The sequence below is a fragment of the Variovorax sp. 01T432 genome (assembly GCF_056398605.1).
Genome location: NZ_JBFTPS010000049.1, coordinates 1 through 25,184, shown reverse-complemented (window position 1 = coordinate 25,184; position 25,184 = coordinate 1). Strand labels below are relative to the sequence as shown.

Here is a 25,184-nt window from a genome sequence, read left to right as displayed (position 1 = left end):
TTGCGGCTCACGCGCGCGGACGCATGCGCGCAAGCGCGATGCGATGCGCGGGAATCCGACGGACACGCCCAGGTTCGCGCGGCCGCGCCGCGGTCTATGCGATCAAGCGAAGCAGCATGGCCAGCGCGTGTTGCACGGTGGCCGCGCGCACGGCGGCGCGGTCGCCGTCGAAGCGGCGATGCTCGGTGTGCAGCTGCCCCCCGACGGACCCGCCGAACCACACCGTGCCGACCGGCTTCTCCGGCGAGCCCCCGGTGGGCCCGGCGACGCCGGTGACGGCGACGGCGACCTGCGCCTTCGAGCGCGAGATGGCGCCCGCGGCCATCGCGCGCGCCACCTGCTCGCTCACCGCCCCGTGCGCGGCGATCAGGGCCGCATCGACGCCCAGCATTTCCGTCTTGGCATCGTTCGAGTAGGTGACGAAGCCGCGCTCGAACCAGGCGCTGGAGCCCGCGAGATCGGTGCAGGCGCCGGCGATCAGCCCGCCGGTGCAGCTCTCGGCGGTCGCGAGCATCCAGTGCTTCCGCAGCAGCCGTTCGGCCAGGGTGGCCACGCGCGCGGCCGTGTCGCGTTCGCTCACCATGCGCGCCATCCCGCGATCACCAGCAAGGTGCAAAAGGCCGCGACCAGGTCGTCGAAGATGATGCCGAAGCCGGCGAGGCTCCAGCGCATCGTCTCGGCCGTCGCCCCGCTCTGCTTCATGCAGCGGTCGGCCCAGCCGACCGGCCCCGGCTTGGCGGCATCGAAGAGACGGAACAGCGCGAAGGCGATGGCCTGCGCCAGCAGCCCGGCCGGCGTCACCAGCCACAGCACGATCCAGAAGGCGATGACCTCGTCCCACACGATGGCGCCGGGGTCGGCCACGTTCATGTGGCGCGCGGTCACGGTGCAGGCCCACCAGCCGATGGGCAGCGAAGCCAGGATCACCCAGCCGATCGTGGCCGTCGAGAGCCACTGCTGCATCGCATAGAAGGCGGCCCAGGCCCAGAGCGTGCCGAAGGTGCCCGGCGCGACGCGCGGGAGGCCGGAGCCGAAGCCGATCGCGATGATGTGCGCCGGGTGCGAGAGCATGAAGCGCAGCGTGGGGCGGCGCGGGGAAGGCGGCGGCACGGCGCCGGAGGGAGAGGCAGCTTGCATGAGCCCCACAGTGTCGCCCATTCGCGCGCGGATGGGCGCCGCCCCCGCTACGCGTCGGTGCGTTCCCGCTGCGATGCGGGGTCGCGCGCTGCTTGCGAAGCCTGCCCGCGCAGCAGCGCCATCAGCGCGGCCAGCCGCACCGGCACGCGGTCGCCGCGCCAGGCCACGTGCTGGTCGGCGCGGCACAGCACCAGGCGGTGGCGGTAGGCCCGCGGCACCTCCGGCGCGTCGACGTCCAGCACGACCAGCGGCATGCCGCAGGCGCGCGCCGCCTCTTCCAGCGCCGTGGTTTCGCTGCGGCGGTCGAAGCGAAGCAGCGTGTAGCCGGGCCCGAAGGCGTCGTAGAGCGAGCGGCCGTCCGCCAGCCAGAAGTGCGGCGCGCGGCAGCCGGGCACCGTGGAGGGCGTGAAGTCGCCCATCGAATAGGCGGGCGCTTCCTCGCCGTCGGCGGCGATGATCGGCGAGCCAGTGTAGAAGTAGCCGAAGTTGAGGCCGGCGCAGCAGAACTGCTGCACGTTGAGTTCATAGGCCTCGCGGCCGACCTCCGCGCGCAACGCATCCCCCGCCGCACCCGGCGCTTCGATGTCCGCCGGGACCGCGCGCCGGGCGCGGATCATCTTCTGCGCATGGTCCATGGCGAAGCGCGAGACCTGCTCGGTGATGGGTTGGCGCTCGGCCTCGTAGGCGTCCAGGATGCCTTCGTCGCCCCATCCCCGCACGCGGGCCGCGAGCAGCCACGAGAGGTTGATGGCGTCCGCGATGCCGGCGTTCATGCCGTAGCCCGCGTAGGGCACCCACAGATGCGCCGCGTCGCCCGCGAGGAACACGCGGCGGTCGCGGAAGCGGTCGGCCACGAGGCGGCGGCCGACCCAGTCTTCCTTGCTGATCACCTCGTACCGGAAGTCGGGGCCCACGCCGATGATCTCGCGGATCGAGCGGTCGCGGTCGACCGAGTCGAACTCCGGTTCGTCCGGATTCAGGTGGTTGTGCACCAGCCAGGTCTCGTGCCCGTCGATCGCGAACATGGTGCCGCAGCGGCGCGGGTTCACCGAGTAGTACGACCACGCCGCCTTGCCGGGGATCATCGCGCGCAGGCCCGGCGCGCGGATGAAGGTCGACTGCACGCGCTGGATGACGGCCGTGCCTTCGAGCTTCGCGCCGATCTGCTTGCGCACGTTAGAGGCGCCGCCGTCGCAGCCCACCATGTAGCGGCAGCGGATGGTGCGCGTGGTTCCCCGGTCGAGATCGGCGGCGGTGGCGACCACGCCCGCGTCGTCCTGCGCGAAGTGCGTCACCTGCGTGCGGTTGAGCAGCGTCACGCCCGGCAGCGCCGCCGTGTGCTCGAGCAGGATCGGCTCCATGAAGATCTGGTTGATGCGATGCGGCGGCTCCGGCGTCGGCCACCATGCGTCGGGACCTTCGCGCTCGGTGTAGCGGTCGCGCCGGCAGGGGATCGGGATGCGGGTGAGTTCGATGCCCGTCACGCTGGTGCGAAACACCACGTCGTTCGGGTAGTCGGCGGGCAAGCCGGCATCGCGCAGCTTGCGTGCGACGCCCAGGCGGCGGAACTGCTCCATGGTGCGTGCCGCGATGTGGTTGCACTTCACGTTCGGGGGCTCCGCGTAGCGGCGGATCTCGGCGATCGCCACGCGCACGCCGCGCGAGGCCAGGTCCATTGCCAGGGTCAGTCCCACCGGGCCGGCGCCCACGATGAGCACGTCGGCGTCGAGTTCTTCTTCGGTCATTCGGTTCGATTCAGTCGAGTTTGATGTGGGCGCTCTGGATCACCTTCGCCCATTTCTTCGTTTCGGAGCGGATGTAGGCATCGAAGGCCTTCGATGTGCCCGGCGCGGGCTCCACGCCCAGGTTGCGCATGGCGGTCTTCACCTGCTCGTCGTTGAGCGCCGTGTTGAGCGCGGCGTTCAGCTGGGCGACGATCGGCGCCGGCGTGTCGGCCGGCGCCACCACGCCGAACCAGCCCGTCGAGTCGTAGCCGGGCAGGCCCGATTCGGCCACGGTGGGCACGTCCGGCAGCATCGGCAGGCGCTGCGGGCTGGTCACCGCATAGGCGATCAGCTTGCCGGCCTTGATCTGCTGCAGGGAGGAGGGCAGGTCGACCACCGCCAGCGGGATCTGGCCCCCCATCGCGTCGAGCGCCGCCGGCGCCGAGCCGCGATAAGGCACCTCGACCATCTTCACGTCGGCCATCTGGCCCAGCAGCGCGGCCGACAGGTGCATGGCCGTGCCGTTGCCGCCATGGCCGATCGACAGCTTGCCCGGCTCGGCGCGCGCCTGCGCGATCACCTCTTTCAGCGTCCTCGCGCCGGCCGACGGATTCCCCACGATCACGAAAGGGATGGCGGCCAGCATGCCGACCGGCTTGAGGTCCTTCAGCGGGTCGAAGGGCATCTGGGCATAGAGGCTCACGTTGGCCGAGAGCGCGCCGGCCGCGCCGACGCCCAGTGTGTAGCCGTCGGGTGGCGCCTTGGCCACCAGCGTCAGGCCGACGTTGCCGCCGGCGCCGGGCCGGTTGTCCGGAATCACCGGCTGGCCGAGCTTCTCGTTGAGCTTGGGCACCAGCATGCGCACGACCGCGTCGGAGCTTCCGCCGGGCGGAAAGGTGATGACCATGCGGATCGGCCTGGCCGGAAAGTCGGTGGTGGGCGCCTGTGCATGCACGGGGTTCGCCATCAGCGAGCAGGCTGCGGCGAGCAGTCCGATGGCGCGAACGAAAGTCTGCATCGAATTCCTTTGTGTCGTGGTTGTCTCCGGCGGCCATTGGACGGCAGCCGGATTCATTCGTAAATCAATAAATTACGAATAAAATATGAATTCACCTGATGAATCAGAAGTTCAGCCCCACGATCCGCCAGCTGCGCGCCTTCCTCGCCGTGCACCAGACGCGCAAGCTCAGCGCGGCGGCGGAAAAGCTGTTCGTCACGCAGTCCGCCGTCAGCATGCTGATCCGGCAGCTCGAGGAGGGCCTGGGCGCGCGCCTGTTCGACCGCACCACGCGTTCGCTTCAGCCGACGGCTGCCGGTTTCGAGATGCTCGCCGCGGCCGAGCGCATCCTGCGCGACGTCGATTCGCTGAGCGACGGCTTTCGCGAGCTGTCGCGCCTGGAGCGCGGGCGGGTCTGCATGGCCATCACGCCCACGCTCGCCACGTTCCTGATGCCGGCGGCGATCCAGCGATTCGGCCAGGCGCATCCGCAGGTGCGCGTGGTGGTGGACGATTGCGCGCCCGACCAGTTCACCGCGCGCATCACGGGCGAGCATGTGGACTTCGGCATCGGCACGCCCGAGCACCCGGGCGCCGAACTCGACACCCGGGTGCTGGTGCGCGACTACCTGAGTCTGGTCTGCGCGCGCGGCCATCCGCTGGCGACGTCGACGAAGGCCGTGCGCTGGGTGGACCTGGCCGGCCACCCGGTGATCACGGTGCGTCCCGGCTACGGCATCCGACCGCTGATCGATGCCGCGGCGGCGAACGCCGGCGTGGTGCTCAACGTCGTCAACGAGGTGTCCTTTCTCTCGACGGCGCTCTGGATGACGGCCAGCGGCATGGGCGCCTCGATCATGCCCTCGGCCTTTGCGAGGGCGCAGGGCGATCCGGCGCTGGTCGTGCGGCCCATCACGGCCCCGCGCATCTCACGCGACATCTCGGTGGTGACCAAACGCGGCCGGTCCTTGTCGGCCGCCAGCCAGAGCTTCATCGATGTGCTGCGCCGCTCGGTCAAGGAAGGCGCGGCCGGACGGGCCGGCTGAGGCCCTCAGACGGGCTGGAAGTGCTGCGAGATGCGCTGGGCCACGGCCTTGGGGTTGCTGCGCAGCACGGCGGTGGTGAAGGCGCCCAGGAACATGCCTTCGAAATTCACCTCGACGCGGGGGAAGTAGCTGCCCAGCGAAGCGCCGGCATCGAACAGGCAACGCTCCAGCGACTCGAACGCGCTCTCCGGCTCCTGGGCGGCCGTGCCCCGGGCGCTGATGCGGTAGGAGTAGGTGTCGGAGGATCCAACGCGTTGGATTTCGATCAGCGGCTTCATTCGGGAGAGCGGAGGGTGACGAGGAAGGTGTTGCGAAATTCGGGAGCTTGCATGGTCGCAAGGGCGGCGCGCCGAGTAAATAGTCCATTTGGACCGGAGCGACTTCGCGCAGAATGGATCACTATCCATCCAATGCTTCCGGCCCGAATTCTCCTCATCGACGACCACGCGCTGTTTCGCTGCGGCTTGCGCATGGTGCTCACGACCGGCATCCCCGATGCGGTGGTGGCCGAGGCCGCTTCGCTCGAGGAAGCCATGCGCGGGCCGATCGAAGAGCCGGCGCTGGTGCTGCTGGACATCCAGTTGCATGGGCTCAACGGGCTGGAGGGCATCGCGCTGGTCAAGCGCAAGTGGCCGGGGGCGGCGGTGGTGATCCTCTCCTCCGATGCCGGCACGCACAACGTGAGGCAGGCGCGCGAGCGCGGCGCCGTCGCCTTCGTTTCCAAGGCCGATACCGCGGACAACATCCTCTCCATCATCGATCAGCTGCGGCGCGGGCAGCCGGTCCTTGCCTTCCCCGACCGCATGTCGGCGCAGTCGGACGATGGCGAGGCTTCGCAGCAGCGCCTGACGCCGCGCCAGTGCGAAGTGCTCGACCTGCTGTGCCAGGGCCTGTCGAACAAGGTCATCGGCCGCCGGCTCAATCTCTCGGAGAACACCGTGCGCGGCCACGTGCAGGCGGTGCTGGCCGCGCTGCAGGTGTCGAGCCGGTCGGAAGCCGGGTTCGCGGCGCGGCGCAGGGGCCTCGTCGCCTGATGAAAGGCACGCCGAAGCTGCCCGAGGAGCGCATGCTGGTGGAGCAGTTGAAGCTGCAACTGGGCAACGTCGGCAGCTCGGTGATTCCGACCATCCTGGTGGCGCTGCTGCTGGTCTGGATTCTCTCCAACGAAAGCAATGTCCCGGCCATGTATGCCTGGTGCGCCGCCGTGCTGCTGCTCAAGCTGTTCCTCGCATGGGACGCGCGGCGGCTGCTGGCCACCGGCGTCACGACCCAGGAGGCCCCCGGCCTGCTTCGGCGCAAGATGGTGCTCAACGCCATCGATGGCGCGGTGTGGGGCGCGCTGGCCTGGGCCGCGCTCGGCACCACCACGGTGGCCGGGAGCATCCTGGTGATCGGCGTGCTGGCGGGCGTCGCCGGCAGCTCGATGTCGTCGCTGGCGCCCGTGTTCCGGCTCTTCGTGGTGTTCGGCGCCGCCGAGCTGATCGTGCTGGGGGCGAAGCTCCTGATGCTCCAGGACCCGGCCTTCAACGCCCTGGGCGCGGCCGCGCTCCTCTATACCGCGGCGCTGCTGGGGCAGGCGCGCAACGGTTCGCGGGCGGCGCGCAGGGCGATCGCGCTGCGCTTCGAGAATCTCGAACTGATCGAGCGGCTGAGCGTCGAGACCGAGCATGCCCAGGCCGCGCACCAGAAGGCCGAGGAGGCCAACCTGGCCAAGTCCAAGTTCCTCGCCGCGGCCAGCCACGACCTGCGCCAGCCCATCCATGCGCAGGGCCTGTTCCTGGAGGTGCTGGCGCGCACCAAGCTTTCGGCGGCCCAGTACGACGCGCTGGCCAATGCCCGCGCCACCTGGCAGGCCTCGGCCGAGATGCTCGACACCCTGCTCGACTTCTCGCGCATCGAAGCCGGCGTGGTCGAGCCGCAGATGCAGGCCTTCCACCTGCAGCCGCTGCTCAACAAGATCGAGAACGAACTGGCTCCTCAAGCCGATGCCAAGGGCATCGTCTACCGCTCGCGCGAAACCCACGTGGCGGTGCGCTCCGATCCGGCGCTGGTCGCGCTGATCCTGCGCAATCTGGTGTCGAACGCGATCCGCTACACCGAGAACGGCGGTGTCCTCGTGGCCTGCCGCGCGCGCGGCGACGAGCTGCTGCTGGAGGTGTGGGACACCGGCATCGGCATCGAGCCCGCGCAGCACCACGAGATCTTTCGCGAGTTCCATCAGCTCGGCAATGCGGAGCGCGACCGCCGCAAGGGCCTGGGACTGGGCCTGGCCATCGCGCAGGGCCTGGCGCGCGCCCTGGGTCATGAGCTGAGCCTGGTGTCGGTGCCCGGGCGCGGCAGCGTCTTCAGGCTGGCCCTGCCCATCGCACAGATGGGCGTGGCGACCAGCAGGCTCGATGCCCCGGCCAGCCATTCGCGTGTGTTCGATGTGCGCGTGCTCGTGATCGACGACGACGAAGCGGTGCGCTCGGGCATGCGCCAGCTGCTAAGCGCCTGGGGTTGCGAGTGCGACGCGGCGGACTCCATCGAGGACGCCCAGGCGCTCGCGCGCGCCAATCCTCCGGGGCTCGTCATCAGCGACTACCGGCTGCGCGAGCTGCGCACCGGCGCGGAGGCCATCGAGGCGCTGCGCGCGGAGTTCGGCGCGCGCCTGCCGGCGCTGCTGATCACCGGCGACACCGCGCCGCAGCGGCTGCGCGAAGCGCGCGCCACGGGCGTGCCGCTGCTGCACAAGCCGGTGTCTCCGAACCAGCTCTACCACGGGCTGATGTGCGTGCTCAACGGCGTCGACCTCGACTCGGCCTTCGCCTCGCTCGAGCCCGCGCGGGCCCAGTCGGCCTGACTCAGCGCGCGGCCGCGCCGACCTGGTGTCCGCTGACGCGCGCGCCGGCGTCGCGCGGCAGTGCCACCGCATCGAGCAAGGCCAGCAAGGCCAGCACCGTCACCAGGCCGAAGGCGATGCGGAAATCGGCGACGCCGGGCGTGCCCGCGTGGCCGGTGAACCGCTCCGCCACATGCAGCGCGATGGCGCCGAAGGCGATGCCGAGGCCCGCGCCCATCTGCTGGCACATGCTGAACATGGTGGTCGCGCTGCTGGTCTGCGCCGCCGTGGTGTCGCAGAAGCCCAGCGTCGCGTAGGTGGTGAACTGCATGGAGCGGCACATGCCGCACAGCACCATCACCCCCACGGTCAGCGCGAGCGGCGTGCCGGGCGACAGGGCGATGCAGGCGGCGAAGCCGAGCACCACCACCCATCCGTTGACGAGCAGCGTGCCGCGAAAGCCGAGCGTGCGAAGAACGAAGGTCGTGCCAGCCTTCATCCCGAGGTTGCCCGCGAACAGCGCCAGCATCAGGAAGCCCGAGGCCACCATGCTCATGCCGAAGGCGAGCTGGAACATCAGTGGCAGCAGGAAGGGCGCGCTGCCGATCGCGATGCGAAACAGCGAGCCGCCCAGCACCGAGGTGCGAAAGGTGCGCACGCGAAAGACCGAGAGATCGAGCAGCGGGTGCAGCGCGTGCCGCATGTGCCACAGCGCATAGCCGAGCGAGCAGGCGCCGGCCGCGGCCATCGCGCCGGCCAATGCCCAGTCGATGGGCGCGTGGCTCAGCAGGTCGAGGCCGTACATCAGCGCGGCCAGGCCGGCGCCGCTCGCCACGAAGCCGCGCCAGTCGAAGGGCCGCCGCCCGCCCGGCGCGCCGTCGATCCAGCGCAGCGCGAAGAAGATCGCGAGGGCGCCGAGCGGCACGTTCAGGAAGAAGATCCAGTGCCAGCCCCAGGTGCTGGCGATCCAGCCGCCCAACGGCGGGCCGAGAACCGGCGCGGCCAGCCCGGGCCAGGTGATGGTGGCCAGCGCCCTGACCAGGCCGCTCTTGGGCGTGCTGCGCAGGACCACCAGGCGGCCGACCGGCACCATCAACGCGCCGCCGATGCCCTGCGCGATGCGCGCCAGCACGAACATCGGCAGGCTCTGGGCGAAGCCGCAGGCGATGGACGCCAGCGTGAAGACCAGCACCGCGCCCGCGAACACCGGCCGCGGCCCGAATCGGTCGGCCACCCAGCCGCTGACGGGAATGAACACCGCCAGCGCCAGCAGGTAGGCGCTGATGCCGGTCGACAGGGCCACCGGCGCGACGCCGAAACTCTGCGCCATCGCCGGCACCGCCGTGGTGATGACGGTCGCGTCCAGGTTCTCCATGAAGAAGGCGGCGGCCACGAGGAAGGCGATCCAGCGCCCGTGGGGAGAGACGGGTTCGGGCTCTGGGAGGGGGGTGGGGGTCATGAGAGGGAGCGGGGAAGTGCCGGCCGCGCGCGGGCCGGCCCGCAGGATAGCCGTATCGCGCGCCGGGCGTCGGCGCCCGCCGCAATCCCCGCCGCCGCCGCCCGATGCGCAGGCGGGGCGAAGACGCATCTGATCTGATTCGCCCCGCCCGGCCACAGCTGCTGCTGTCTTTTTCGGCCGTCGTGCGTCACAGTCGGGCAGGGATCCCTGGCGCGGACTGCAGATGCACCGCGCCGCTCGATGTGAGGCTGCGATGTCCAAATTCCTGCGCTATCTGCGTGCCGTGCTCTGGGGCCTGATCGGCCTGGGCGGCCGCCAGGCCGATGCCGATTCGCGCGTCGATGAAGGCGGCGCGCTGGCGATGATCGCCATCGCGCTGGTACTCGTGCTTCTGCTGGTGGTCGGTCTGATCGCCCTGGCGAAGTTCGCGGCGGGGACCTGAGCGGCCCTCTCGTCAGGGCAGCTTCCAGCGCAGCGCCGCCAGCAGGTTGCTGTAGTCGTCGGTCCACAGCGGCGCGCCCGGGCCATCGATGCGCTTGCCGCGCTGCCGGATGCGCGGGTCCTGCAGCCAGGCATCGTCTTGCGTGAGAAGCACATAGTCCGATGCGCTCTCCAGGAAACTGCCCATTGGCGGATCGAAGCTGATCAGCCGCGCCTGCATGCCGGCGTCGTCCGCCAGCCGCTTCACCACCGGCGCCAGGTCGAGGTAGCGGTTGCTGACGTGGAAGGCGATGATGCCGTCCGGCCGCAGATGCCGGCGGTAGATGCCCAGGGCCTCGCGCGTCATCAGGTGCACCGGAATGGCGTCGCCGGAAAACGCATCCACCACGATGACGTCGAAGTCTCGCGAATCGCCGCTGTCGAGCTCCCGCTGCAGCAGCAGCCTCGCGTCGCCTTGCGCCACTTCGATCGTGGCGGCGGAATCGGCAAGGAAGGAGAAATGCGTGCGCGCCGCCTCGATCACGAGCGGGTTGATCTCGTAGAAGCGGACGGTGTCGCCGGCGCGGCCATAGGCCGCCAGCGTACCCGCGCCCAGGCCGATGACACCGACCCGTCTGGGCCCCGGCCGCAGCGCCGTCATGACCACGCCCGCGCCCGTGTCCGGGCCGTAGTAGCTGACCGGCTGGCCCCGCTTCCGCGGCGCCAGCGCCTGCTGCCCATGCGAGATCGCGCCGTTCATGAGCCGCCGCCAAGCGACGGGCGAGCGGTCGGAGCCGAACTGCTCGACGCGCAGCGTGCCGTAGAAATTGCGCGCGCGCATCAGCGTCAGGTCCTCGCCGCCCTGGGTGTTGGCGATCGTCATCCAGGCGACCGCGACCGATCCGATGACCCCGATCAGCCCGGCAAGCCTGGCCCATGATCTCAGGCGCCCGCGCGCGAGCCACAGCACGATCCAGCCCGGCAGCGCGAGGCTCAGGGGAAGCTCCCAGTTGCCGCTGAAGAGCCAGGGTGCCAGCACGCCGGCGAACACCCCGCCCAGCGCGCCGCCCAGCGCGATCATCAGGTAGAAGCGCGTGAGATGGGCGGGCCCCGGCCTGGCCTTGGCGAGTTCCCCATTGCAGAACATGCAGATCGCGAACAGGCCGAGGCAGAACAGGGCGACGGCGTGGGCGATCGGCACCGAGCGGTGCGGCGTGACCAGATACCAGCCCAGGCAAGGCGCCAGCGCGAGCACCGCGGGCCAGAAGAGCCAGCGCCGGTACCAGAACGCGCTGTCGAAGCACAGCACGAAGGACAGCAGGTACAAGACCAGCGGAAGAATCCACAGCAGCGGGACCGAGGCGATGTCTTGCGTGATGTGGGAGCTCACCGCCAGCAGCGCGACGGTTCCAAGGGCCGACAGGAGCAGCCACAGCGCGGCGTCGGCCGAGCGCGGGCGCGCCGCGTCGACGGCGGCGGTGATGGCGGCGCGATCGCGCCGCGCGACGGCCCCGCTGGCGCCGGCCGAGGCGACCGCCAGCACGGCAAACAGCCCGAAACCGGCCGACCAGCCGATGGCCTGCGCGCGCAGCGTGAAGGCGGGCTCGATCACGAAGGGATAGACGACAAGTGCCACCAGTGCCGCGAGGTTCGACAGCGCGAAGAGCCGGTAGACCCGCGCCTGCCGCGCCGCGTCCGCCGCCTCGATGCGCGCCACCCAGCTCTGCAGCAGCGGGGCGGTGGTGCATACCGCGAGATAGGGCAGGCCGATCGTTGCCGCCAGCACGCCCAGCACCTCGAGCACCGGATCGGCGCCGCCGGCCGGCTTCCATGCCGCCTCCGGGATCACCGGCAGCGTCGCGCATGCAAGCAGCAACAACGCCGCATGCGCCAGTGCCTGCATGCGCAAGGGCAGGCGCGACAGCCGGTCCGCGTAGACATAGCCCAGCAGCAGAACCCCCTGGAAGAAGACCAGGCACAGGGTCCACACCGCGGCGGAGCCGCCGAACCACGGCAGGATCTCGCGCGCGATGAGAGGCTGCAGCAGAAACAGCAGGAAGGCCGAGACGGAGATGGTCGATGCGCACAGCGCCATCGCGACGGCGCGGCCCCAGGGACGGTTCATGCGGGGATTCTGCGGTCTGGGACAGAATCGGGCCCATGAGCAAGGGATCCGTTGAAACGGCCATCGAGCTGATGCGCGCGGCCCGGCGCATCGGCGTTCTTTCGGGCGCCGGCTTGTCCAAGGCCTCCGGCATCCCGACCTACCGCGATGCCGACGGCTTGTGGATGAACGGCGACGCGCTGAAGTTCTCCCACGCGGAGGACCTGCGGCGAGACCCGGCCGGCTTTACCCGCTTCTGGGCGCATCGCCTCGGCGCCGTCGAAGCGGCCGCGCCGAACCCGGGCCATCTGGCGCTGGCCCGCCTGCAAAGGCTGCGGCCCGCAACCACGCTGATCACCCAGAACGTGGACGGCCTCCTGTCCATCGCGGGCGGGCTGGACGTGCTGGAGCTTCACGGGTCTCTGCGCCGATGGCGCTGCGACCACTGTGGCAACCGTCACGGCCCGTGGCCCTTGCACCGGTGCCTGCGCTGCGGCTCCCATGCGCGGCCGGACGTCGTGATGTTCGGGGAGATGCTGAACGAGGGCGTGCTGCTGAGCGCGCAAACTGCCGCCCGGGCGTCCGATGTCTTCCTGGTGGTGGGGACCACCGCCGTCGTCCATCCTGCCGCGGATCTTCCGCTGGAGGCGCTTGCGAATGGAGGCAGGCTGGTCACCCTCAACGTGGAGACCTCGCATCTGGACGCATCGGCCAGCGCGGTGCTGCTGGGGCCCGCCGAGGACCTGCTGCCCCGCCTGGTGGCTGGCCTGGAAGGACCCGGCTAGGCCCAGGCCGCGACGGCGGCGCCCACCGATGCCAGCGCCGCATTGCGCGCGTCGGCCGGCGCCGCGCTTTCCGTCAGATAGACGGTCAGGAGGATCGGCGCCCGCCCGGGTGGGCGCAGGATGCCGATGTCGTTGGTGGAGCCGTTGCCACCGCCGCCGGTCTTGTCGCCGACCTTCCAGTCCGCCGGCAGGCGCGCGCGAATCCGCTCGCCGCCCGTCTTGCTGTCGTCGAGCCATTGCTGCAGCACGGCGCGCGACGCGGGCGACAGGGCGCGGCCCAGCAGGATGCGGCGCATGTTGGCGAGCATGGCCGCCGGTGTCGTCGAATCGCGCGGGTCACCCGGACGCCCCTCGTTGAGCTGGGTCTCGATGCGGTCGAGCCGGGTCTTGCTGTCGCCCAGCGAGCGCGCATAGGCGGTCAGCCCCTTCGGGCCGCCGAAGCTCGCGAGCAACTGGTTGCCGGCCGTGTTGTCGCTCATCGTGATCGCCGCTTCGCAGAGCTCGGCCATCGTCATGCCGCTGCCGTCGACGTGCTTCCCGGTGACCGGGGAGTAATCGACCAGATCACGGGCGCCGAAGACCACGCGGCGCTGCAGCCACTCCTTGCCCTGGTCCACGCGCGCCAGGACCAGGGCGCCGGCCAGGAACTTGAAGGTGCTGGTCATCGGGAAGCGCTCGTCTTCGCGATGACCGGCACGCCGGCCGCTCGCCGTGTCGAGCACGCAAACGCCCAGCCGGGCTCCGCTGGTGCTCTCGATGGCCGCGAACTGCCGCGCCAGATCGGGCGCGGGCGCGGCGTGGACGAACGACGGGGCGGCCAGGGGAAGGAGCAGCGCGCCCGAGAACTGACGTCGATTGATCAAGAAGGTCTCCCCGGGAAACGCGCGATTTTCGGCGATTCGCAAGACTGGACAGGCGAGCCCGGCGGTTGTCCAATCTTTCGATGGGAAGGATGCTGAACATGAACGAAGCCCAGACCGACCGGCAATTCACCGGGTCCATCCCTGAGCTCTACGACACGCACATGGTCCCGCTGATCTTCGAGCCCTACGCGCAGGACCTGGCGCTTCGGCTCGCTGCCCTAGCGCCGGAACGCGTGCTCGAGATCGCCGCGGGCACCGGCGTGGTGACGCGCGCCATGGCCCGGGCGCTTCCCGAGCGCACCGCCATCGTCGCGACCGACCTGAACCAGGCCATGCTCGACCATGCCTCGGCCCGAGGCACCGCGCGCGCCGTCGAGTGGCGCCAGGCGGATGCGATGCGACTGCCCTGGGAGGACGGGAGCTTCGATGCCGTCGTCTGCCAGTTCGGCGTGATGTTCTTTCCGGACAAGGCGAAAGCCTTCGCCGAAGCACGCCGCGTGCTCGCGCCGGGCGGCAGCTTTCTCTTCAGTGTCTGGGACCGGATCGAGGAGAACGACATCGCCGATACCGTCACCACCGCTCTCGCGGGTCTCTTCCCGGACGATCCGCCGCGCTTCATGGCGCGCACGCCCCACGGCTATCACGATCGAGCGCAGATCGAACGCGAGCTGGTCGCGGGCGGCTTCACCGAGCCGCCCGCCTTCACGACGCTCGCGGCGCGCAGCCGGGCGGCCTCTTGCGACCTGGCCGCGCAGGCCTACTGCCAGGGCACGCCCTTGCGCGGCGAGATCGAGGCCCGCGCCGCGACCGGCCTCGCGGCCGCCACCGAAGCCGCGGCACGCGCCCTTCGCGAGCGATTCGGCGAGGGCGTGGTGGATGGCAAGATCCAGGCGCTCATCGTCGCGACCCGGCGCGCGGATTGACCACGGGGCGGCATTCCATCGCCGCGCCAGCCCTCAGAATCGGGGCCTCTTCGTTCAGCGCACCGCCTCCATGACACTCGCCCTCCCACGCCCGCGCCTGCTTGCCGGCGGCCTGCTCCTTGCCCTGGCCGCCATGAGCTTCACCGCCATGGCGAACGCCGCCGACGACAGCGAGGGCCCGCCGATCACGCCGTACCGCCCCTCGGTCTCCAGCCCCGCGCAGCTGCCCGCTCCGGGACAGCTGGAGTTCGAGTTCGGCGGCCTGCGCACCACCGGCGGCGACCCGCGGCGCAGCAGCCTGCCCTACCTTTTCAAGCTGGCGTTCGACAACGAATGGGGCGTGCTGCTCGGTGGCGATGCGCATGTCTGGACGCAGGGCGACGCGGGCCGCGCGCAAGGCGTGGGCGACACCAACGTCGTGCTCAAGCGTGCCTGGGTCGTCGACGATGCCAGCGCGTTCGGCATTGAACTCGGCGCGAAGCTGCCGACCGCCAACGACATCCTCGGCAGCGGCAAGGCGGATTACACGATCAACACCATCTACAGCCGCGACCTCGGGCCCGTGCACATGGATGCCAACCTCAATGCGACGCGCTTCGGCCTTGTCGACCCGGGCAGCGCGCGCACGCAGATCGGCGCGTCGACCGCGTTCTCGATGGCCCTGTCCGAGCATTGGGGCCTGACCGGCGAAGTCTCGGGCACGCACCGCAGGGGCGCAGACAACGGCCTGCAGGTACTCACGGCCTTGACCTTCAGCCCGAGCAAGCGCCTGACCTTCGACGTGGGCATCGCCCGCGCCATGCGGCCGCGGCCCGCGACGAACTCGCTGTTTGCCGGCGTGGTGCTTCCGCTCGCCCGGCTCTGGTAGGCGCCGGACCTCCGTGTCCACACTGGCGTTCGTCGAACGCTGCGACTCGCTGACCGCGAACTGGATTGCCAGCGACCGTCCGCGGCAATGCGCACAAGCCCCGGCTCTGTTCGTGGTAGTGCAGCCCGTTGGCGCTGGAACCAGAGAAATCGTCCGCGAAGATGGCGCGGTCGAATCGTGGATGCGTCATGGCTGTCGGCCTGCAGATTCGCCGCAATCGGCGGATGCTTCCCCGCGGTGCCTGCTCGACATCCATCCAGGCCTGGGTTCTTGGCGCCACCTGAGCAACAGGCGAAGCTGCGGCAAAGAGATTGCAGAAACGCGCGGTAAAGCGGCGCGCCCGCGCCGGGACGCCCCGCGACACCCCCTATAATCCGGGACGCTAAAACGCGGGAGTAGCTCAGTTGGTAGAGCGCAACCTTGCCAAGGTTGAGGTCGAGAGTTCGAGACTCTTCTCCCGCTCCATATCTCATGGCGAATGGGGCAACACGGTTCGATGTCCACGACCACGCTCCTGCTGCAACTCATCGTCATCCTCGGTACCGCCCGGCTGTGCGGCTGGATATTGCAGTACCTGGGCCAACCCGGCGTGGTTGGCGAAATGGCCGCGGGCATCGTGCTCGGGCCTGTCGTGCTCGGCGCGCTGTTCCCGGCCTTCCATTCCCAACTCTTTCCCCCGGCCTCGCTGGGCGGGCTGTCGGCGCTGTCGACCATCGGGCTGATCCTCTTCGTGTTCGTGATCGGTCTCGAACTGCGTGCGCATCAGGGCCTCGCCGCGCAGGTGAGGGCCGCGGGCTTCGTCGGGCTGCTGAGCGTGGCCGTTCCGCTGGGGCTGGGCCTCGCCGTTTCGCCGGTGCTGTATCCGGCGCTCGCGCCGCGCGGCGTGGGCTTCTGGCCTTTCGCACTCTTCATGGCGGCCGCCCTTTCGATCACCGCCTTCCCCGTCATGGCCCGCATCCTGAAGGATCGCGGCATGACCCGGACCCACTTCGGCCAGCTGTCGCTCAGCGCGGCCGCCGTCGTCGACGTCTTCGCATGGATCCTGCTGGCGCTGGTGGTCGCGCTGGTCGGCGCGGGCGAGGGCTACACCGGCCTGCTCAAGACCAGCGTCGGCGCGCTGCTGCTTTGCGCCCTGGTCTTCTTCGTCCTGAAACCGGGCTATGCCTGGCTCCTGCGCACGCACGCGCCGGAGGGGAAACCTTCCACCGTCGTGCTCGCCGCGCTGATGATCGGGCTCCTCGCCTGCGCGCTGCTGACCGAGTGGCTGCACCTGCACGCGGTCTTCGGCGCCTTCCTGTTCGGCATCTGCCTGCCGCGCGACGACAAGCTCTTGCATGCACTGGCCGAGCGCATCGAGCCGCTGTCGATCGTCGTGCTCATGCCCATCTTCTTCGCGCTGGCGGGTCTCGGCAGCACGGCGGGAGCCTTCGCCGGCGCCGGCCTGGGGGCCATGCTGCTGATCACCGCCGTGGCTGTCATCGGCAAGGTGCTCGGCGGCGCCGCCGGCGCGCGATTGGCCGGCTACGGCTGGCGAGACAGCATGGCCACCGGTTCGCTGATGAACGCGCGCGGATTGATGGAGCTGATCGTGATGAAGGTCGGCCTGGACGCCGGCCTGATCGGTCCGGAGCTGTTCACCATGCTGCTGGTCATGGCGCTGGCGACCACGGCGATGACCGGGCCGCTCATCACCCTTTTCGCGGGCAGGGCAAAGGTGGCCGAGCCGGTCACCTCGGGGCCCGAAGCCGCGTGAGGCGCGCGGCTTCCTCGGTGCGGGCGTCGTCCACCTCGCGCAGGACATCGCCCAGGTCCACGGGGCCGGTCTTGCGCGCGAAGGTGCCCGTCAGCGGCGACTCGGGGCGCAGCACGCCGCGCTCGTAGAGATTCCAGATCTCCTCGCCGTAGAAGGTGCGCAGCAGCTCCGGCGCGAACTGGCCGAAGAAGGTCTTGAGGTTGCCGACGTCGCGCAGCAGCATGCGCTTGGCGTGGTTGTTGCCGGCGGCGTCCACCGCCTGCGGCAGGTCGATGATCACCGGCCCGTCGGCCGCGAGCAGCACGTTGAACTCCGACAGGTCGCCATGCACGATGCCGGCGCACAGCATGCGCATCACTTCCTTCAGCAGCGTCGCGTGGTGCAGCCGGGCCTGCTCGGGCGTGAAGGCGACGTCGTTGAGCCGCGGGGCCGCGTCCCCTTCGGCATCGGTCACCAGTTCCATCAGCAGCACCCCGTCGCAGAAGTTGTAGGGCACCGGCACGCGCACGCCGGCGGCGGCGAGGCGATAGAGCGCGTCGACCTCGGCGCTTTGCCAGGCGGCCTCGGTCACCTCGCGCCCGAAGCGCGTGCCCTTGGCCATCGCGCGCGTCTCGCGCGAGTTGCGAACGCGCCGGTTCTCGGTGTAGTCGACCGCCTGGCGGAAGCTGCGCTTCTCCGCTTCCTTGTAGACCTTGGCGCAGCGCGTCTCGTCGCCGCAGCGCACAACGTAGACCATCGCCTCCTTGCCGCTCATCAGCTGGCGCACCACGGTGTCGACCAGGCCTTCGTCGACGAGCGATTGCAGTCGCTGGGGCGCCTTCATCGGGCCGTATCTCCAAAAGCGCTCACTTGATTTCTCCCGATCGGATGGGTTTCGTTGTTCGAACAGATGGAGGATCATGCGCCACCGGGATGCGGCATTCGCGCGGATCGCCCCGGCACCACCCAGCAGGAGGCTCCGATGGACGACGAGACACTCAATCTCAGCATTCGCAAGTTTCTCAAGATGGTCGGCGTCAACTCGCAGCGCGAGATCGAGCAGGCGGTGGCGCGGGCGGCCGGCGCCGGCACCGAGACGCTGGCCGCCACCATGACCCTGGAGATTCCGGAACTAGGGCTCAAGGTCAGGTTCGACGGCGACATCAAGCTGCGGTGAGCTTGCGGGGCGCGGCGCAAAGGAGAAAGTCATGGAACTGACGACCGTCCCGATCGACAAGCCGGCCGACCTCGACTTCATCCTCGGCCAGGCGCACTTCATCAAGACGATCGAGGACCTGCATGAGGCGGTCGTGCAGACCGTGCCCCAGATGAAGTTCGGCGTCGCCTTCTGCGAGGCGAGCGGGCCTGCCCTGGTCCGCCGGACGGGGAACGACCCGGATCTCATCGAGCTGGCGCAGAAGAACGCGCTGGCGCTCGGCTGCGGCCATTGCTTCATCGTCTTCATGACCGGCGGCTTTCCGGTCAACATCCTGAACGCCATCAAGGCGGTGCCCGAGGTTTGCGGCATCTTCTGCGCGACGGCCAACGCGGTGGAGGTCATCGTGGCCGACACGGGCACCGGGCGAGGCATTCTCGGCGTGGTCGATGGCGCCACCAGCAAGGGGATCGAGACCGAACCGGATGTCCAGGCGCGCAAGAAGATGCTGCGCCAGTTCGGCTACAAGCTCTGAGCGCCCCCGCCGAAGGCGGCCACGGCTGAACGGCCGCCGTCGAAGCCGACCTCGGTCCGGCGCTCCCGGTCGAAACCGATGCGCTCATGGATTTCCCTTATGTAAACGTTCCATGAGTTGCGGCTCAAGTTGACCCACTGTTAGCCTTGGGTCGAACATGAAATCGTTTACACATTCCGAGGCGACCACCGCTGCGGGCGGTACCGCGATCCGCGCTGCTTCCGTGCTGGTGGTCGGCGGCGGCCAGGCCCTTCACGAAGATCCGGATCTGGTCGGCAATGGCCGCGCGATCTGCCTTGCGCTGGCGCGGCGCGGCGCCCGCGTGCTGTGCGCCGACCGCAGCCTCGACGCCGCGGCCCTGACGGTGGCCGCGATCGAGGCGGAAGGCGGCGAGGCCGAGGCCCTGCAGGCCGACATCGCGCGGCCGGCCGAGGTGCGCGCCCTGTTCGACGGCATCGCGTGCAGCGGGCGACCCCTCCAGGGGCTCGTTCTCAACGCGGGCATCAGCGACCGCCGCCCCCTCGCGGACATCACGCCGCAGAGCTGGGACGCGATCTTCGACGTCAACCTTCGCGGCCACATGCTCTGCGCGCAGGCGGCGCTGCCGGTCATGGACGCGGGCGGCGCGATCGTCTTCGTCTCATCGCTGGCCGCGCAACTGCCGCTCGGGCGCAACCCGGCCTACGAGGCATCGAAGGCCGCGCTCTCGGCCCTGTGCCGCGCGGTCGCGCTCGACGGCCATGCCAGGGACATCCGCGCCAATGTCGTGAGGGCGGGACTGGTGGACACGCCCATGGGGCGCGCCGCGAGCGCGGCCCGTCCCGGGCGGGCCAGCGGGGCGCTGCCCTTCGGCCGCCAGGGGACGGCATGGGACATCGCCCATGCCGTGAGCTTCCTGCTCTCGCGCGAAGCGGCCTACATCAACGCTGTGGACCTGCCCGTCGATGGCGGACTGGGCCACGGCATCTCGCGCGCACCGTCGGCCCACGCCTGACCGGGCCGCGAATTCGACTTCATCTCCAGGAGACATTCATTTGAACAAGCGAACCTTCCTCGCGGCCGCCGCCTTGACGCTCTGCGCCTCGGCATCCTGGGCGCAGGCGCCGACCTGGCCGGCCAGGCCCCTCCGGCTCGTGGCGCCCTTTCCGCCCGGGGGCGCCGCCGACCTCTTCGCACGCCTGGTCGGGGCCGAACTGGCGCAGGCGCTGGGCCAGCCCGTCATCGTCGACAACCGTCCCGGCGCCGGAGGCAACATCGGCACGCGCGAAGTCGTCAACGCGGCCCCGGACGGCTATACCCTCCTGCTGGGCACGATCGGCACCAACGCCATCAATCCGACGCTCTACGGCAACCTGCCCTACGACACGCGCAAGGCCTTCACCGCGGTCGCCATGGTGGGCTCGCTGCCGAACGTGCTGGTCGTCAATCCCTCGGTGCCGGCGAAGTCGGTGGCCGAACTCACGGCGCTGGCCAAAAGCAAGCCGGGCCAGCTGAGCATGGGATCGTCCGGCAACGGCAGCAGCATCCACCTGTCGGGCGAGCTCTACAAGCATCTCGCGCACGTGAGCATCCTGCACGTGCCTTACCGGGGCGGCGCGGCGGCGCTTACCGACCTCATGGGCGGCCAGATCAACCTGATGTTCGACAACCTGCCGACCTCGCTGCCCCACATCGCCAAGGGCTCGCTGCGCCCGCTGGCGGTGACGGGATCGACGCGGTCTGCGCTGCTGCCCGACGTGCCGACGATGGCGGAGGCCGGTGTGCGCGGCTATGAGTCGATCGCGTGGAGCGGCATCTTCGTGCCGGCCGGAACGCCCGCGCCGATCGTGCAACGCCTGCATGACGTGATCGCCAAGGGACTGCAAAGCGACAAGGTCCAGCTGCGCTACCGCGAGCTCGGCGCCGAAGTGCAGCCCATGAGCCAGCGCGACTTCGCGGCCTTCGTGGCGAAGGAGTACGACAAGTGGGCGGAGATCGTGAAGGTCTCGGGCGCCAAGGCCGAATGAAGGCGCGCGTCTTTCCGAGATCAGGAGTTCCCGCATGCGACCGATAGATTTCCTGCTGCGCAGCGCGCTGCGTCATCCCGACAAGGTGGCCGTCTCCGGGCCCGAAGGCAGCATCACCTACGCGGAACTGGTGGCCCGGACGCAGGCGCTCGCGGCGGCCTTCCAGGCGCGCGTGCCGGACCCTCGCGGCCGGATCGCGATCTGCGGTGGCAATCACATCGCGCACGTGATTGCCCTGTTCGCGACGCTGCTGGCCGGCCGCATCTGGGTGCCGCTCAATCCGCGCGCCGGCCGGCAGGAGCTCAGCCGCATCGTCGAATTCACGGAGGCCGCGCTGGTCATCGTGGAGGCGGGCATGGAAGCCAAGGTCGAGGGCTCGGCCGCGCCGCTGCTTCGCTATGTGCCCGCGACCGGCGACGGCGCCTGCGAACTCGGCGGCCTGATCTCCCGCTACCGCGGCCGCCTTCCGGCGCCCATCCGCCACGACCTGGGCGAAACCCAGGCCATCAAGTTCACGGGGGGCACCACGGGTGCGCCCAAGGGCGTCATGCAGAGCTACCGCGCATGGAACACCACCATCGTCTCGCTCGTGCAGGCGATGCGGCTCGACGCGCACGAGCGCTACCTGGCGGTGGCCTCCATCACGCACGGCACCTCGACCTTCCTGCTGCCCGTGCTGGGCAGTGGCGGCACCATCCTCCTGCCGAGTTCGACCCGGGCGCGCGAGGTGCTCGACCAGCTCGAGCGCGAGCGCGTCACCGCTGTCTTCATGCCGCCCACGCTCATCTACAGCCTGCTGGAAGACGAGACCGCGCGGCAGCGCGACTGGAGCGCCCTGCGCCATTTCGTCTATGCCGCCGCGCCCATGCGTGCCGACAAGATCGTCGAGGCGCAACAGGTCTTCGGCCACGTCGAGACCGGCTACGGCCAGACGGAGGCGCCGGCCATCATCTCGTACATGCCGGCCGAAGAGGCGCTGGACCCGCGCAACCTGCAGTCGGTGGGGCGCGCCGCGCTTCTCACCGACATCGCCATCATGGACGCCGAAGGCCGCCTGCTCGCGCCGGGCGAGAGCGGCGAGGTGGTGGTCCGCGGCGATCTCGTGATGTCGGGCTACTGGCGCCAGCCCGGGAAGACGGCCGAGGCCTTCCACGACGGCTGGCTGCGCACCGGCGACGGCGGCTACCTCGACGAACGCGGCTACCTGTACCTCAAGGACCGCGTGCGCGACATGATCATCACCGGCGGCTTCAACGTCTATCCCACCGACGTGGAGAACGCGCTGGGCCAGCACCCCGCCGTGTACGACTGCGCCGTCATCGGCATCGACGACGAGAAATGGGGCGAGGCCGTGCACGCCGCCGTGCAGCTGCGCGAAGGCGGGGCCGCCACCGAAGCCGAACTCATCGCCTGGGTCAAGCGGCAGCTCGATGCCGTCAAGACGCCGAAGGCCATCCACTTCTTCGACGCGCTTCCACGCACGCCGAACGGCAAGGTGTCCAAGAAGGACGCGCGCCAGGAAGTCATTCAACGCATCGAAAGGATCAGGGCATGAACCCGAACCCGGCAGCCTCCCCGCGCATCGCGCTCGTCACCGGCGGCTCCTCCGGCATCGGCCTGAGCATCTGCCAGACGCTCACGGCCTCCGGATGGAACGTCGTCAACTTCGACATCCAGCCGCCGCCCTCGAACGAGGCGGGCGAGTTCGTCCGGGTCGACATGTCCGACAGCGGCGCGCTGGCCCATGCGCTGGAAGCGCTGTGCGCACAGCGGCCGGTCCTGGGGCTGGTCAACAACGTCGCCGCGATCCGCCCCGCGTCGATCGAGGACACCACGCTGGAGGACTTCGACCTGCAGCTGTCGGTGATCGCGCGCGCCGCGCTGCAGTGCGCGAAGGCCGTGCTGCCCGCGATGCGGGCGGCCCGCCACGGGCGCATCGTCAACATCACCAGCCGCGCGGCGCTCGGCAAGGAGCTGCGCAGCGGCTACTCGGCCGGCAAGGGCGCGCTCAACGCGCTCACGCGCACCTGGTCGCTCGAACTCGCCTCGCAGGGGATCACCGTCAACGCGGTGGCGCCGGGGCCGATCGCGACGCTGGCCTTCAAGGCGGCCAACCCCGCCGACAGTCCGCGCACGCGGCGCATCGCCCAGGGCATTCCGGTGCAGCGCTTCGGCGAGCCGGCCGAGGTGGCGCATGCCGTGGACTGCTTCATGCACGCCAGGGCCTCCTTCATCACCGGCCAGGTGCTCCACGTCTGCGGCGGCATGACGGTCGGCCTGGCGTCCTAGGAGGCACGCATGATCAAGACCGACATCGGCACCACCACACCCGAGGCCATCCAGGTTCGCGGACTCGACCTGGCGAGCGAGATCCTGGGGAAGTTCGACTTCGTCGACATGGTCTGCTGGCTGAGCTGGGCGCGCCTGCCGCAGGCACGGGAGAAGGAGATGATCAACCTGCTGCTGGTCACGGCGGCGGACCACGGCATGACCCCCAGCGCGATCAGCAGCCGGCTCACCTACCTGGGCGCGCCGGAATCGCTGCAGGGCGCCGTGGCGGCCGGCTTGCTGGGGGCGGGCAGCCACTTCCTCGGCACCGTGCAGAACGCGGCCGAACTGTGGACCCGCCACGGCGCGGCGCTGGCGGCCGATTCGAGCGACGAGGCCGTCACCGCCTGCGCGCGCGAACTGCTGCGGGCGGCCAAGGCGGCCCGACAGAGCATTCCGGGCGTGGGGCACCCGATCCATGTCGATGGCGATCCGCGCGTGCCCGCGCTGCGGGCCGTCTCGCAGCGCAATGGATACTTCGGCAAGCACTGGCGCCTGGCCCTCGCGGTCGCCGAGGTGCTGCGAACCGAGCACGGGCGCCGACTTCCGCTCAACGCCGCGGGCGCCATCGGCGCGGTGCTTGCCGACATGGGACTGGACCCGATGTTCGGAAGAGGGCTGGCGCTGATCGGCCGCGCCGCGGGGCTGGTGGCCCACGTCATGGAGGAGCGCGTCGCGCCCATCGGGCAGGACATCTGGTCGCTGGTGCTGGCGCAGGACGACAGGAACGAATTGCCTGGCGGCGCGCAGGCACGGGCGCCGCACTGAAATCGCATGGAACGCGCTCGCCCTCGTGGTCCTGCGGCTTGTCTGGCGGCCGGGCCGTCCGATGGCCGATGGGTCTGCGCCATCCTGGCAGCCCTGTGGGCCTGGATGGCGGTCGCGTATCACTTCGCGTTCTTCGCCGCCGTCAATCCCGCCGCCCGGGTGTTCGGCGCGCTGTTCCTGGTCGCGGCCCGGCGCTCATGATGCGGAGCCATCCGCAGCCTGGGCACGAAGCGTCGTCGAAGGCCCGTTGAGAAGCCGCCGCAACGGCTACTTCGGCGGCGCGGCCGGAGGCTGCATCATCCACTGCTGTCTGTCGAGCATCTGGTCCATCATCATCTGCTGCATGCCCATGTACTGGTTCATCATGTACTGGCGTTGCTTCAGCTGCTCCGGCGTGATCCTGGAATAGTCGGAGTGCATGCCGCGCCAGCCCATCATTCCCCGGCCCCCCATCATCCCCCGGCCGTGCATCCCGCCGGGGCCGCCCATCATGCCCGGACCCCACATGCCGCGCATCGTCGCCATGGCGGACTGCATCGTGGTCCAGTGCTCCTGCAGCAGGCGCTGTCGTTCCTGAGGGTCTTGCGTCTGGCGGATGTGCTCCATCTGCTCCTGCATCTTCCGCATCTGTGCCTGCGCCTCGGCCAGCTGCCTGTCGAAGGCCTGCAGGTCCGGCGCCGTCTGCGCCTGGGCACCCTTGGCGGGTGCCTGCGCCATCGATGGCAGTGGCGAGAACAGGGCTGCGGCCGCAAGCCCCGCGATGAGTATCCGTGGTCTCATGGTGACCCCTCCGTGGCGCGCTTCCGCGCCGATGTCAGCGCCGCGAGGCCATGAATCCGAGGACCAGGCCCGCGAGCGCCGCGATACCGATGGCGCTGAAGGGATGGTGCTGCACCGCCTCCCCGGTCGTCCGCGCGGCACTGCGCGCCTTGAGCAGGGCATCCGACTTCAGCCCATCCCGCCGGGCGCGAACTTCTTCATGCCGTCGAGAAAGTTGTCGCAAGCCGCGCCGCAGCAGGCGGCCGCGCGCCTCGTTGCTTCGTCCGCTGCCGTGTCTGCGCTGGGCGTGTCCATGGAGATTCCTTTCGTTGCATCGAGCACCGCACCGTCGGTGCGTGGAAGTTCATCGTAGGCCGGGCGGACGCGAGCGCCTTGATGCATGTCAACAAGGGCGGTGCCCGCGGGACGGGCCGCGCCGGGTGTCCATCACCCTCGACCTTGATCGAGCGCAATACGCGTGCGCCGTGCACTTCTAGACTGAAGCGATCGTGCTGGGTCGCGCCTTCATTCGCGGCGAACCGCGGTGCGATGCCAAGTCCCAACCACCCTGGAGAAACTCATGAACGCATTGACTCCCTTCGACCGCATCGAAAACCTCTTCCCCGAAATGCTGCGCCGCTGGTCTCGTCCGCTGTCGCTGGCCGACGATGTCAAGCTGCCCGCGGACATCCGCGTGGACGTCAGCGAGAACGACAAGGAGTACCTCGTCAGCGCCGAGATCCCCGGCCCCGG

Annotated in this window: 28 protein-coding genes and 1 tRNA gene; 17 read left to right on the top strand and 12 right to left on the bottom strand. The window is 69.8% G+C overall.

Features of this window, described 5'->3' with window-relative positions; all coding sequences use genetic code 11:
* Window positions 1-94 precede the first annotated feature (94 nt).
* From AC1DNF_RS27780 to AC1DNF_RS27765, 4 genes are read right to left on the bottom strand one after another with little or no spacing between them, the layout of a single operon-like run.
* A complete protein-coding gene (locus AC1DNF_RS27780) occupies window positions 95-583 on the bottom strand; it encodes a CinA family protein (protein WP_478151876.1) in 489 nt (162 codons plus the stop codon).
* Window positions 577-1,137, bottom strand: coding sequence for a phosphatidylglycerophosphatase A family protein (locus AC1DNF_RS27775; RefSeq protein WP_478151875.1), 561 nt, complete (start codon window positions 1,135-1,137; stop codon window positions 577-579). The genes AC1DNF_RS27780 and AC1DNF_RS27775 overlap by 7 nt, the downstream gene beginning before the upstream one ends.
* 47 nt (window positions 1,138-1,184) lie before the next feature.
* Window positions 1,185-2,882 carry an FAD-dependent oxidoreductase gene (locus AC1DNF_RS27770; protein ID WP_478151874.1) on the bottom strand — a complete coding sequence of 566 codons (1,698 nt, stop codon included), beginning with the start codon at window positions 2,880-2,882 and terminating at the stop codon, window positions 1,185-1,187.
* Between the two features lie 10 nt (window positions 2,883-2,892).
* Window positions 2,893-3,879 (bottom strand): Bug family tripartite tricarboxylate transporter substrate binding protein, encoded by a 987-nt coding sequence (locus tag AC1DNF_RS27765; RefSeq protein ID WP_478151873.1) that lies wholly within the window; start codon window positions 3,877-3,879, stop codon window positions 2,893-2,895.
* Between the two features lie 98 nt (window positions 3,880-3,977).
* Here AC1DNF_RS27765 and AC1DNF_RS27760 point away from each other — a divergent pair, with 98 nt between their 5' ends.
* Window positions 3,978-4,904 carry a LysR family transcriptional regulator gene (locus AC1DNF_RS27760; RefSeq protein WP_478151872.1) on the top strand — a complete coding sequence of 309 codons (927 nt, stop codon included), beginning with the start codon at window positions 3,978-3,980 and terminating at the stop codon, window positions 4,902-4,904.
* Between the two features lie 5 nt (window positions 4,905-4,909).
* Here the strand turns inward: AC1DNF_RS27760 and AC1DNF_RS27755 are convergent, their stop codons facing one another.
* Entirely contained in the window at window positions 4,910-5,182 is a 273-nt protein-coding gene (locus AC1DNF_RS27755) for a hypothetical protein (protein ID WP_478151871.1), read from the bottom strand.
* A 132-nt stretch (window positions 5,183-5,314) separates the two neighbouring features.
* On the opposite strand from AC1DNF_RS27755, the gene AC1DNF_RS27750 reads away from it, so the two are divergent.
* Together AC1DNF_RS27750 and AC1DNF_RS27745 are read left to right on the top strand one after the other, a co-directional pair.
* Complete coding sequence (locus AC1DNF_RS27750; RefSeq protein ID WP_478151870.1) at window positions 5,315-5,938, top strand: response regulator; 624 nt, start codon at window positions 5,315-5,317, stop codon at window positions 5,936-5,938.
* Window positions 5,938-7,746: an ATP-binding response regulator gene (locus tag AC1DNF_RS27745; protein ID WP_478151869.1), complete on the top strand. Its 1,809-nt coding sequence runs from the start codon at window positions 5,938-5,940 to the stop codon at window positions 7,744-7,746. Before AC1DNF_RS27750 ends, AC1DNF_RS27745 begins: the two co-directional genes overlap by 1 nt.
* 1 nt (window position 7,747) lies before the next feature.
* Here AC1DNF_RS27745 and AC1DNF_RS27740 read toward each other — a convergent pair whose 3' ends face one another.
* Window positions 7,748-9,184: an MFS transporter gene (locus AC1DNF_RS27740; protein WP_478151868.1), complete on the bottom strand. Its 1,437-nt coding sequence runs from the start codon at window positions 9,182-9,184 to the stop codon at window positions 7,748-7,750.
* Window positions 9,185-9,437: 253 nt separating this feature from the next.
* Here AC1DNF_RS27740 and AC1DNF_RS27735 point away from each other — a divergent pair, with 253 nt between their 5' ends.
* Window positions 9,438-9,626: a DUF2970 domain-containing protein gene (locus AC1DNF_RS27735; RefSeq protein WP_478151867.1), complete on the top strand. Its 189-nt coding sequence runs from the start codon at window positions 9,438-9,440 to the stop codon at window positions 9,624-9,626.
* Between the two features lie 12 nt (window positions 9,627-9,638).
* On the opposite strand, the gene AC1DNF_RS27730 is transcribed toward AC1DNF_RS27735, so the two are convergent.
* Window positions 9,639-11,729, bottom strand: coding sequence for a fused MFS/spermidine synthase (locus AC1DNF_RS27730; RefSeq protein ID WP_478151866.1), 2,091 nt, complete (start codon window positions 11,727-11,729; stop codon window positions 9,639-9,641).
* 35 nt (window positions 11,730-11,764) lie between these two features.
* Between AC1DNF_RS27730 and AC1DNF_RS27725 the strand changes: the two genes are divergently transcribed.
* Window positions 11,765-12,493 carry an SIR2 family NAD-dependent protein deacylase gene (locus AC1DNF_RS27725; RefSeq protein WP_478151865.1) on the top strand — a complete coding sequence of 243 codons (729 nt, stop codon included), beginning with the start codon at window positions 11,765-11,767 and terminating at the stop codon, window positions 12,491-12,493.
* On the opposite strand, the gene bla is transcribed toward AC1DNF_RS27725, so the two are convergent.
* The gene (gene bla, locus AC1DNF_RS27720) at window positions 12,490-13,356 is read right to left on the bottom strand and encodes a class A beta-lactamase (protein ID WP_478151864.1); all 867 of its coding nucleotides are present in this window, start codon (window positions 13,354-13,356) and stop codon (window positions 12,490-12,492) included. The two genes, AC1DNF_RS27725 and bla, sit on opposite strands and share 4 nt — an antisense overlap.
* A 98-nt stretch (window positions 13,357-13,454) precedes the next feature.
* Here bla and AC1DNF_RS27715 point away from each other — a divergent pair, with 98 nt between their 5' ends.
* The 4 genes from AC1DNF_RS27715 to AC1DNF_RS27700 all read left to right on the top strand — a co-directional run bounded on the left by AC1DNF_RS27715 (window position 13,455) and on the right by AC1DNF_RS27700 (window position 16,900).
* The gene (locus AC1DNF_RS27715; RefSeq protein WP_478151863.1) at window positions 13,455-14,279 is read left to right on the top strand and encodes a class I SAM-dependent methyltransferase; all 825 of its coding nucleotides are present in this window, start codon (window positions 13,455-13,457) and stop codon (window positions 14,277-14,279) included.
* Window positions 14,280-14,349: 70 nt separating this feature from the next.
* Entirely contained in the window at window positions 14,350-15,147 is a 798-nt protein-coding gene (locus AC1DNF_RS27710) for a transporter (protein ID WP_478151862.1), read from the top strand.
* Between the two features lie 389 nt (window positions 15,148-15,536).
* Window positions 15,537-15,612, top strand: a tRNA-Gly gene (locus AC1DNF_RS27705).
* Between the two features lie 31 nt (window positions 15,613-15,643).
* Window positions 15,644-16,900 carry a cation:proton antiporter gene (locus tag AC1DNF_RS27700; protein WP_478151861.1) on the top strand — a complete coding sequence of 419 codons (1,257 nt, stop codon included), beginning with the start codon at window positions 15,644-15,646 and terminating at the stop codon, window positions 16,898-16,900.
* Here the strand turns inward: AC1DNF_RS27700 and AC1DNF_RS27695 are convergent.
* Entirely contained in the window at window positions 16,875-17,723 is an 849-nt protein-coding gene (locus AC1DNF_RS27695) for a PA4780 family RIO1-like protein kinase (protein WP_478151860.1), read from the bottom strand. The genes AC1DNF_RS27700 and AC1DNF_RS27695 overlap by 26 nt on opposite strands.
* 138 nt (window positions 17,724-17,861) lie before the next feature.
* Between AC1DNF_RS27695 and AC1DNF_RS27690 the strand changes: the two genes are divergently transcribed.
* The 8 genes from AC1DNF_RS27690 (at window position 17,862) to AC1DNF_RS27655 (ending at window position 23,873) form a co-directional block, all read left to right on the top strand.
* Window positions 17,862-18,056: a DUF6494 family protein gene (locus AC1DNF_RS27690; protein ID WP_478151859.1), complete on the top strand. Its 195-nt coding sequence runs from the start codon at window positions 17,862-17,864 to the stop codon at window positions 18,054-18,056.
* A gap of 31 nt (window positions 18,057-18,087) precedes the next feature.
* A complete protein-coding gene (locus tag AC1DNF_RS27685) occupies window positions 18,088-18,570 on the top strand; it encodes an adenosine-specific kinase (RefSeq protein ID WP_478151858.1) in 483 nt (160 codons plus the stop codon).
* A gap of 157 nt (window positions 18,571-18,727) precedes the next feature.
* On the top strand, window positions 18,728-19,564 hold the full coding sequence (locus tag AC1DNF_RS27680; RefSeq protein WP_478151857.1) for an SDR family NAD(P)-dependent oxidoreductase: 837 nt from the start codon (window positions 18,728-18,730) through the stop codon (window positions 19,562-19,564).
* Between the two features lie 40 nt (window positions 19,565-19,604).
* A complete protein-coding gene (locus AC1DNF_RS27675) occupies window positions 19,605-20,576 on the top strand; it encodes a Bug family tripartite tricarboxylate transporter substrate binding protein (protein WP_478151856.1) in 972 nt (323 codons plus the stop codon).
* Window positions 20,577-20,610: 34 nt separating this feature from the next.
* Entirely contained in the window at window positions 20,611-22,131 is a 1,521-nt protein-coding gene (locus AC1DNF_RS27670; protein ID WP_478151855.1) for a class I adenylate-forming enzyme family protein, read from the top strand.
* Complete coding sequence (locus tag AC1DNF_RS27665; RefSeq protein ID WP_478151854.1) at window positions 22,128-22,865, top strand: SDR family oxidoreductase; 738 nt, start codon at window positions 22,128-22,130, stop codon at window positions 22,863-22,865. The genes AC1DNF_RS27670 and AC1DNF_RS27665 overlap by 4 nt, the downstream gene beginning before the upstream one ends.
* A 9-nt stretch (window positions 22,866-22,874) precedes the next feature.
* Window positions 22,875-23,672, top strand: a complete 798-nt coding sequence (locus AC1DNF_RS27660; RefSeq protein WP_478151853.1) for a citryl-CoA lyase — start codon at window positions 22,875-22,877, stop codon at window positions 23,670-23,672.
* A 6-nt stretch (window positions 23,673-23,678) separates the two neighbouring features.
* A complete protein-coding gene (locus AC1DNF_RS27655; RefSeq protein WP_478151852.1) occupies window positions 23,679-23,873 on the top strand; it encodes a DUF6064 family protein in 195 nt (64 codons plus the stop codon).
* Window positions 23,874-23,939: 66 nt separating this feature from the next.
* Here AC1DNF_RS27655 and AC1DNF_RS27650 read toward each other — a convergent pair whose 3' ends face one another.
* The 3 genes from AC1DNF_RS27650 to AC1DNF_RS27640 are packed head-to-tail and all read right to left on the bottom strand — an operon-like array spanning window position 23,940 to window position 24,746.
* The gene (locus tag AC1DNF_RS27650; protein WP_478151851.1) at window positions 23,940-24,452 is read right to left on the bottom strand and encodes a hypothetical protein; all 513 of its coding nucleotides are present in this window, start codon (window positions 24,450-24,452) and stop codon (window positions 23,940-23,942) included.
* A 34-nt stretch (window positions 24,453-24,486) separates the two neighbouring features.
* Window positions 24,487-24,567: a glycine zipper domain-containing protein gene (locus AC1DNF_RS27645; protein ID WP_478151896.1), complete on the bottom strand. Its 81-nt coding sequence runs from the start codon at window positions 24,565-24,567 to the stop codon at window positions 24,487-24,489.
* 53 nt (window positions 24,568-24,620) lie between these two features.
* Window positions 24,621-24,746, bottom strand: coding sequence for a hypothetical protein (locus AC1DNF_RS27640; protein ID WP_478151850.1), 126 nt, complete (start codon window positions 24,744-24,746; stop codon window positions 24,621-24,623).
* Window positions 24,747-25,184: the final 438 nt, after the last annotated feature.

Bases quoted from the DNA above. Each gene is read 5' to 3' on its own strand.
- AC1DNF_RS27765 (WP_478151873.1), bottom strand. From the start codon at position 3,879: ATGCAGACTTTCGTTCGCGCCATCGGACTGCTCGCCGCAGCCTGCTCG.
- AC1DNF_RS27770 (WP_478151874.1), bottom strand. From the start codon at position 2,882: ATGACCGAAGAAGAACTCGACGCCGACGTGCTCATCGTGGGCGCCGGC.
- AC1DNF_RS27665 (WP_478151854.1), top strand. From the start codon at position 22,128: ATGAACCCGAACCCGGCAGCCTCCCCGCGCATCGCGCTCGTCACCGGC.
- AC1DNF_RS27755 (WP_478151871.1), bottom strand. From the start codon at position 5,182: ATGAAGCCGCTGATCGAAATCCAACGCGTTGGATCCTCCGACACCTAC.
- AC1DNF_RS27690 (WP_478151859.1), top strand. From the start codon at position 17,862: ATGGACGACGAGACACTCAATCTCAGCATTCGCAAGTTTCTCAAGATG.
- AC1DNF_RS27745 (WP_478151869.1), top strand. From the start codon at position 5,938: ATGAAAGGCACGCCGAAGCTGCCCGAGGAGCGCATGCTGGTGGAGCAG.
- AC1DNF_RS27750 (WP_478151870.1), top strand. From the start codon at position 5,315: ATGCTTCCGGCCCGAATTCTCCTCATCGACGACCACGCGCTGTTTCGC.
- AC1DNF_RS27715 (WP_478151863.1), top strand. From the start codon at position 13,455: ATGAACGAAGCCCAGACCGACCGGCAATTCACCGGGTCCATCCCTGAG.
- AC1DNF_RS27700 (WP_478151861.1), top strand. From the start codon at position 15,644: ATGTCCACGACCACGCTCCTGCTGCAACTCATCGTCATCCTCGGTACC.
- AC1DNF_RS27730 (WP_478151866.1), bottom strand. From the start codon at position 11,729: ATGAACCGTCCCTGGGGCCGCGCCGTCGCGATGGCGCTGTGCGCATCG.
- AC1DNF_RS27710 (WP_478151862.1), top strand. From the start codon at position 14,350: ATGACACTCGCCCTCCCACGCCCGCGCCTGCTTGCCGGCGGCCTGCTC.
- AC1DNF_RS27760 (WP_478151872.1), top strand. From the start codon at position 3,978: ATGAATCAGAAGTTCAGCCCCACGATCCGCCAGCTGCGCGCCTTCCTC.
- AC1DNF_RS27655 (WP_478151852.1), top strand. From the start codon at position 23,679: ATGGAACGCGCTCGCCCTCGTGGTCCTGCGGCTTGTCTGGCGGCCGGG.
- AC1DNF_RS27775 (WP_478151875.1), bottom strand. From the start codon at position 1,137: ATGCAAGCTGCCTCTCCCTCCGGCGCCGTGCCGCCGCCTTCCCCGCGC.
- AC1DNF_RS27725 (WP_478151865.1), top strand. From the start codon at position 11,765: ATGAGCAAGGGATCCGTTGAAACGGCCATCGAGCTGATGCGCGCGGCC.
- AC1DNF_RS27780 (WP_478151876.1), bottom strand. From the start codon at position 583: ATGGTGAGCGAACGCGACACGGCCGCGCGCGTGGCCACCCTGGCCGAA.
- AC1DNF_RS27685 (WP_478151858.1), top strand. From the start codon at position 18,088: ATGGAACTGACGACCGTCCCGATCGACAAGCCGGCCGACCTCGACTTC.
- AC1DNF_RS27740 (WP_478151868.1), bottom strand. From the start codon at position 9,184: ATGACCCCCACCCCCCTCCCAGAGCCCGAACCCGTCTCTCCCCACGGG.
- AC1DNF_RS27670 (WP_478151855.1), top strand. From the start codon at position 20,611: ATGCGACCGATAGATTTCCTGCTGCGCAGCGCGCTGCGTCATCCCGAC.
- AC1DNF_RS27695 (WP_478151860.1), bottom strand. From the start codon at position 17,723: ATGAAGGCGCCCCAGCGACTGCAATCGCTCGTCGACGAAGGCCTGGTC.
- AC1DNF_RS27640 (WP_478151850.1), bottom strand. From the start codon at position 24,746: ATGGACACGCCCAGCGCAGACACGGCAGCGGACGAAGCAACGAGGCGC.
- AC1DNF_RS27735 (WP_478151867.1), top strand. From the start codon at position 9,438: ATGTCCAAATTCCTGCGCTATCTGCGTGCCGTGCTCTGGGGCCTGATC.
- AC1DNF_RS27650 (WP_478151851.1), bottom strand. From the start codon at position 24,452: ATGAGACCACGGATACTCATCGCGGGGCTTGCGGCCGCAGCCCTGTTC.
- AC1DNF_RS27660 (WP_478151853.1), top strand. From the start codon at position 22,875: ATGATCAAGACCGACATCGGCACCACCACACCCGAGGCCATCCAGGTT.
- AC1DNF_RS27680 (WP_478151857.1), top strand. From the start codon at position 18,728: ATGAAATCGTTTACACATTCCGAGGCGACCACCGCTGCGGGCGGTACC.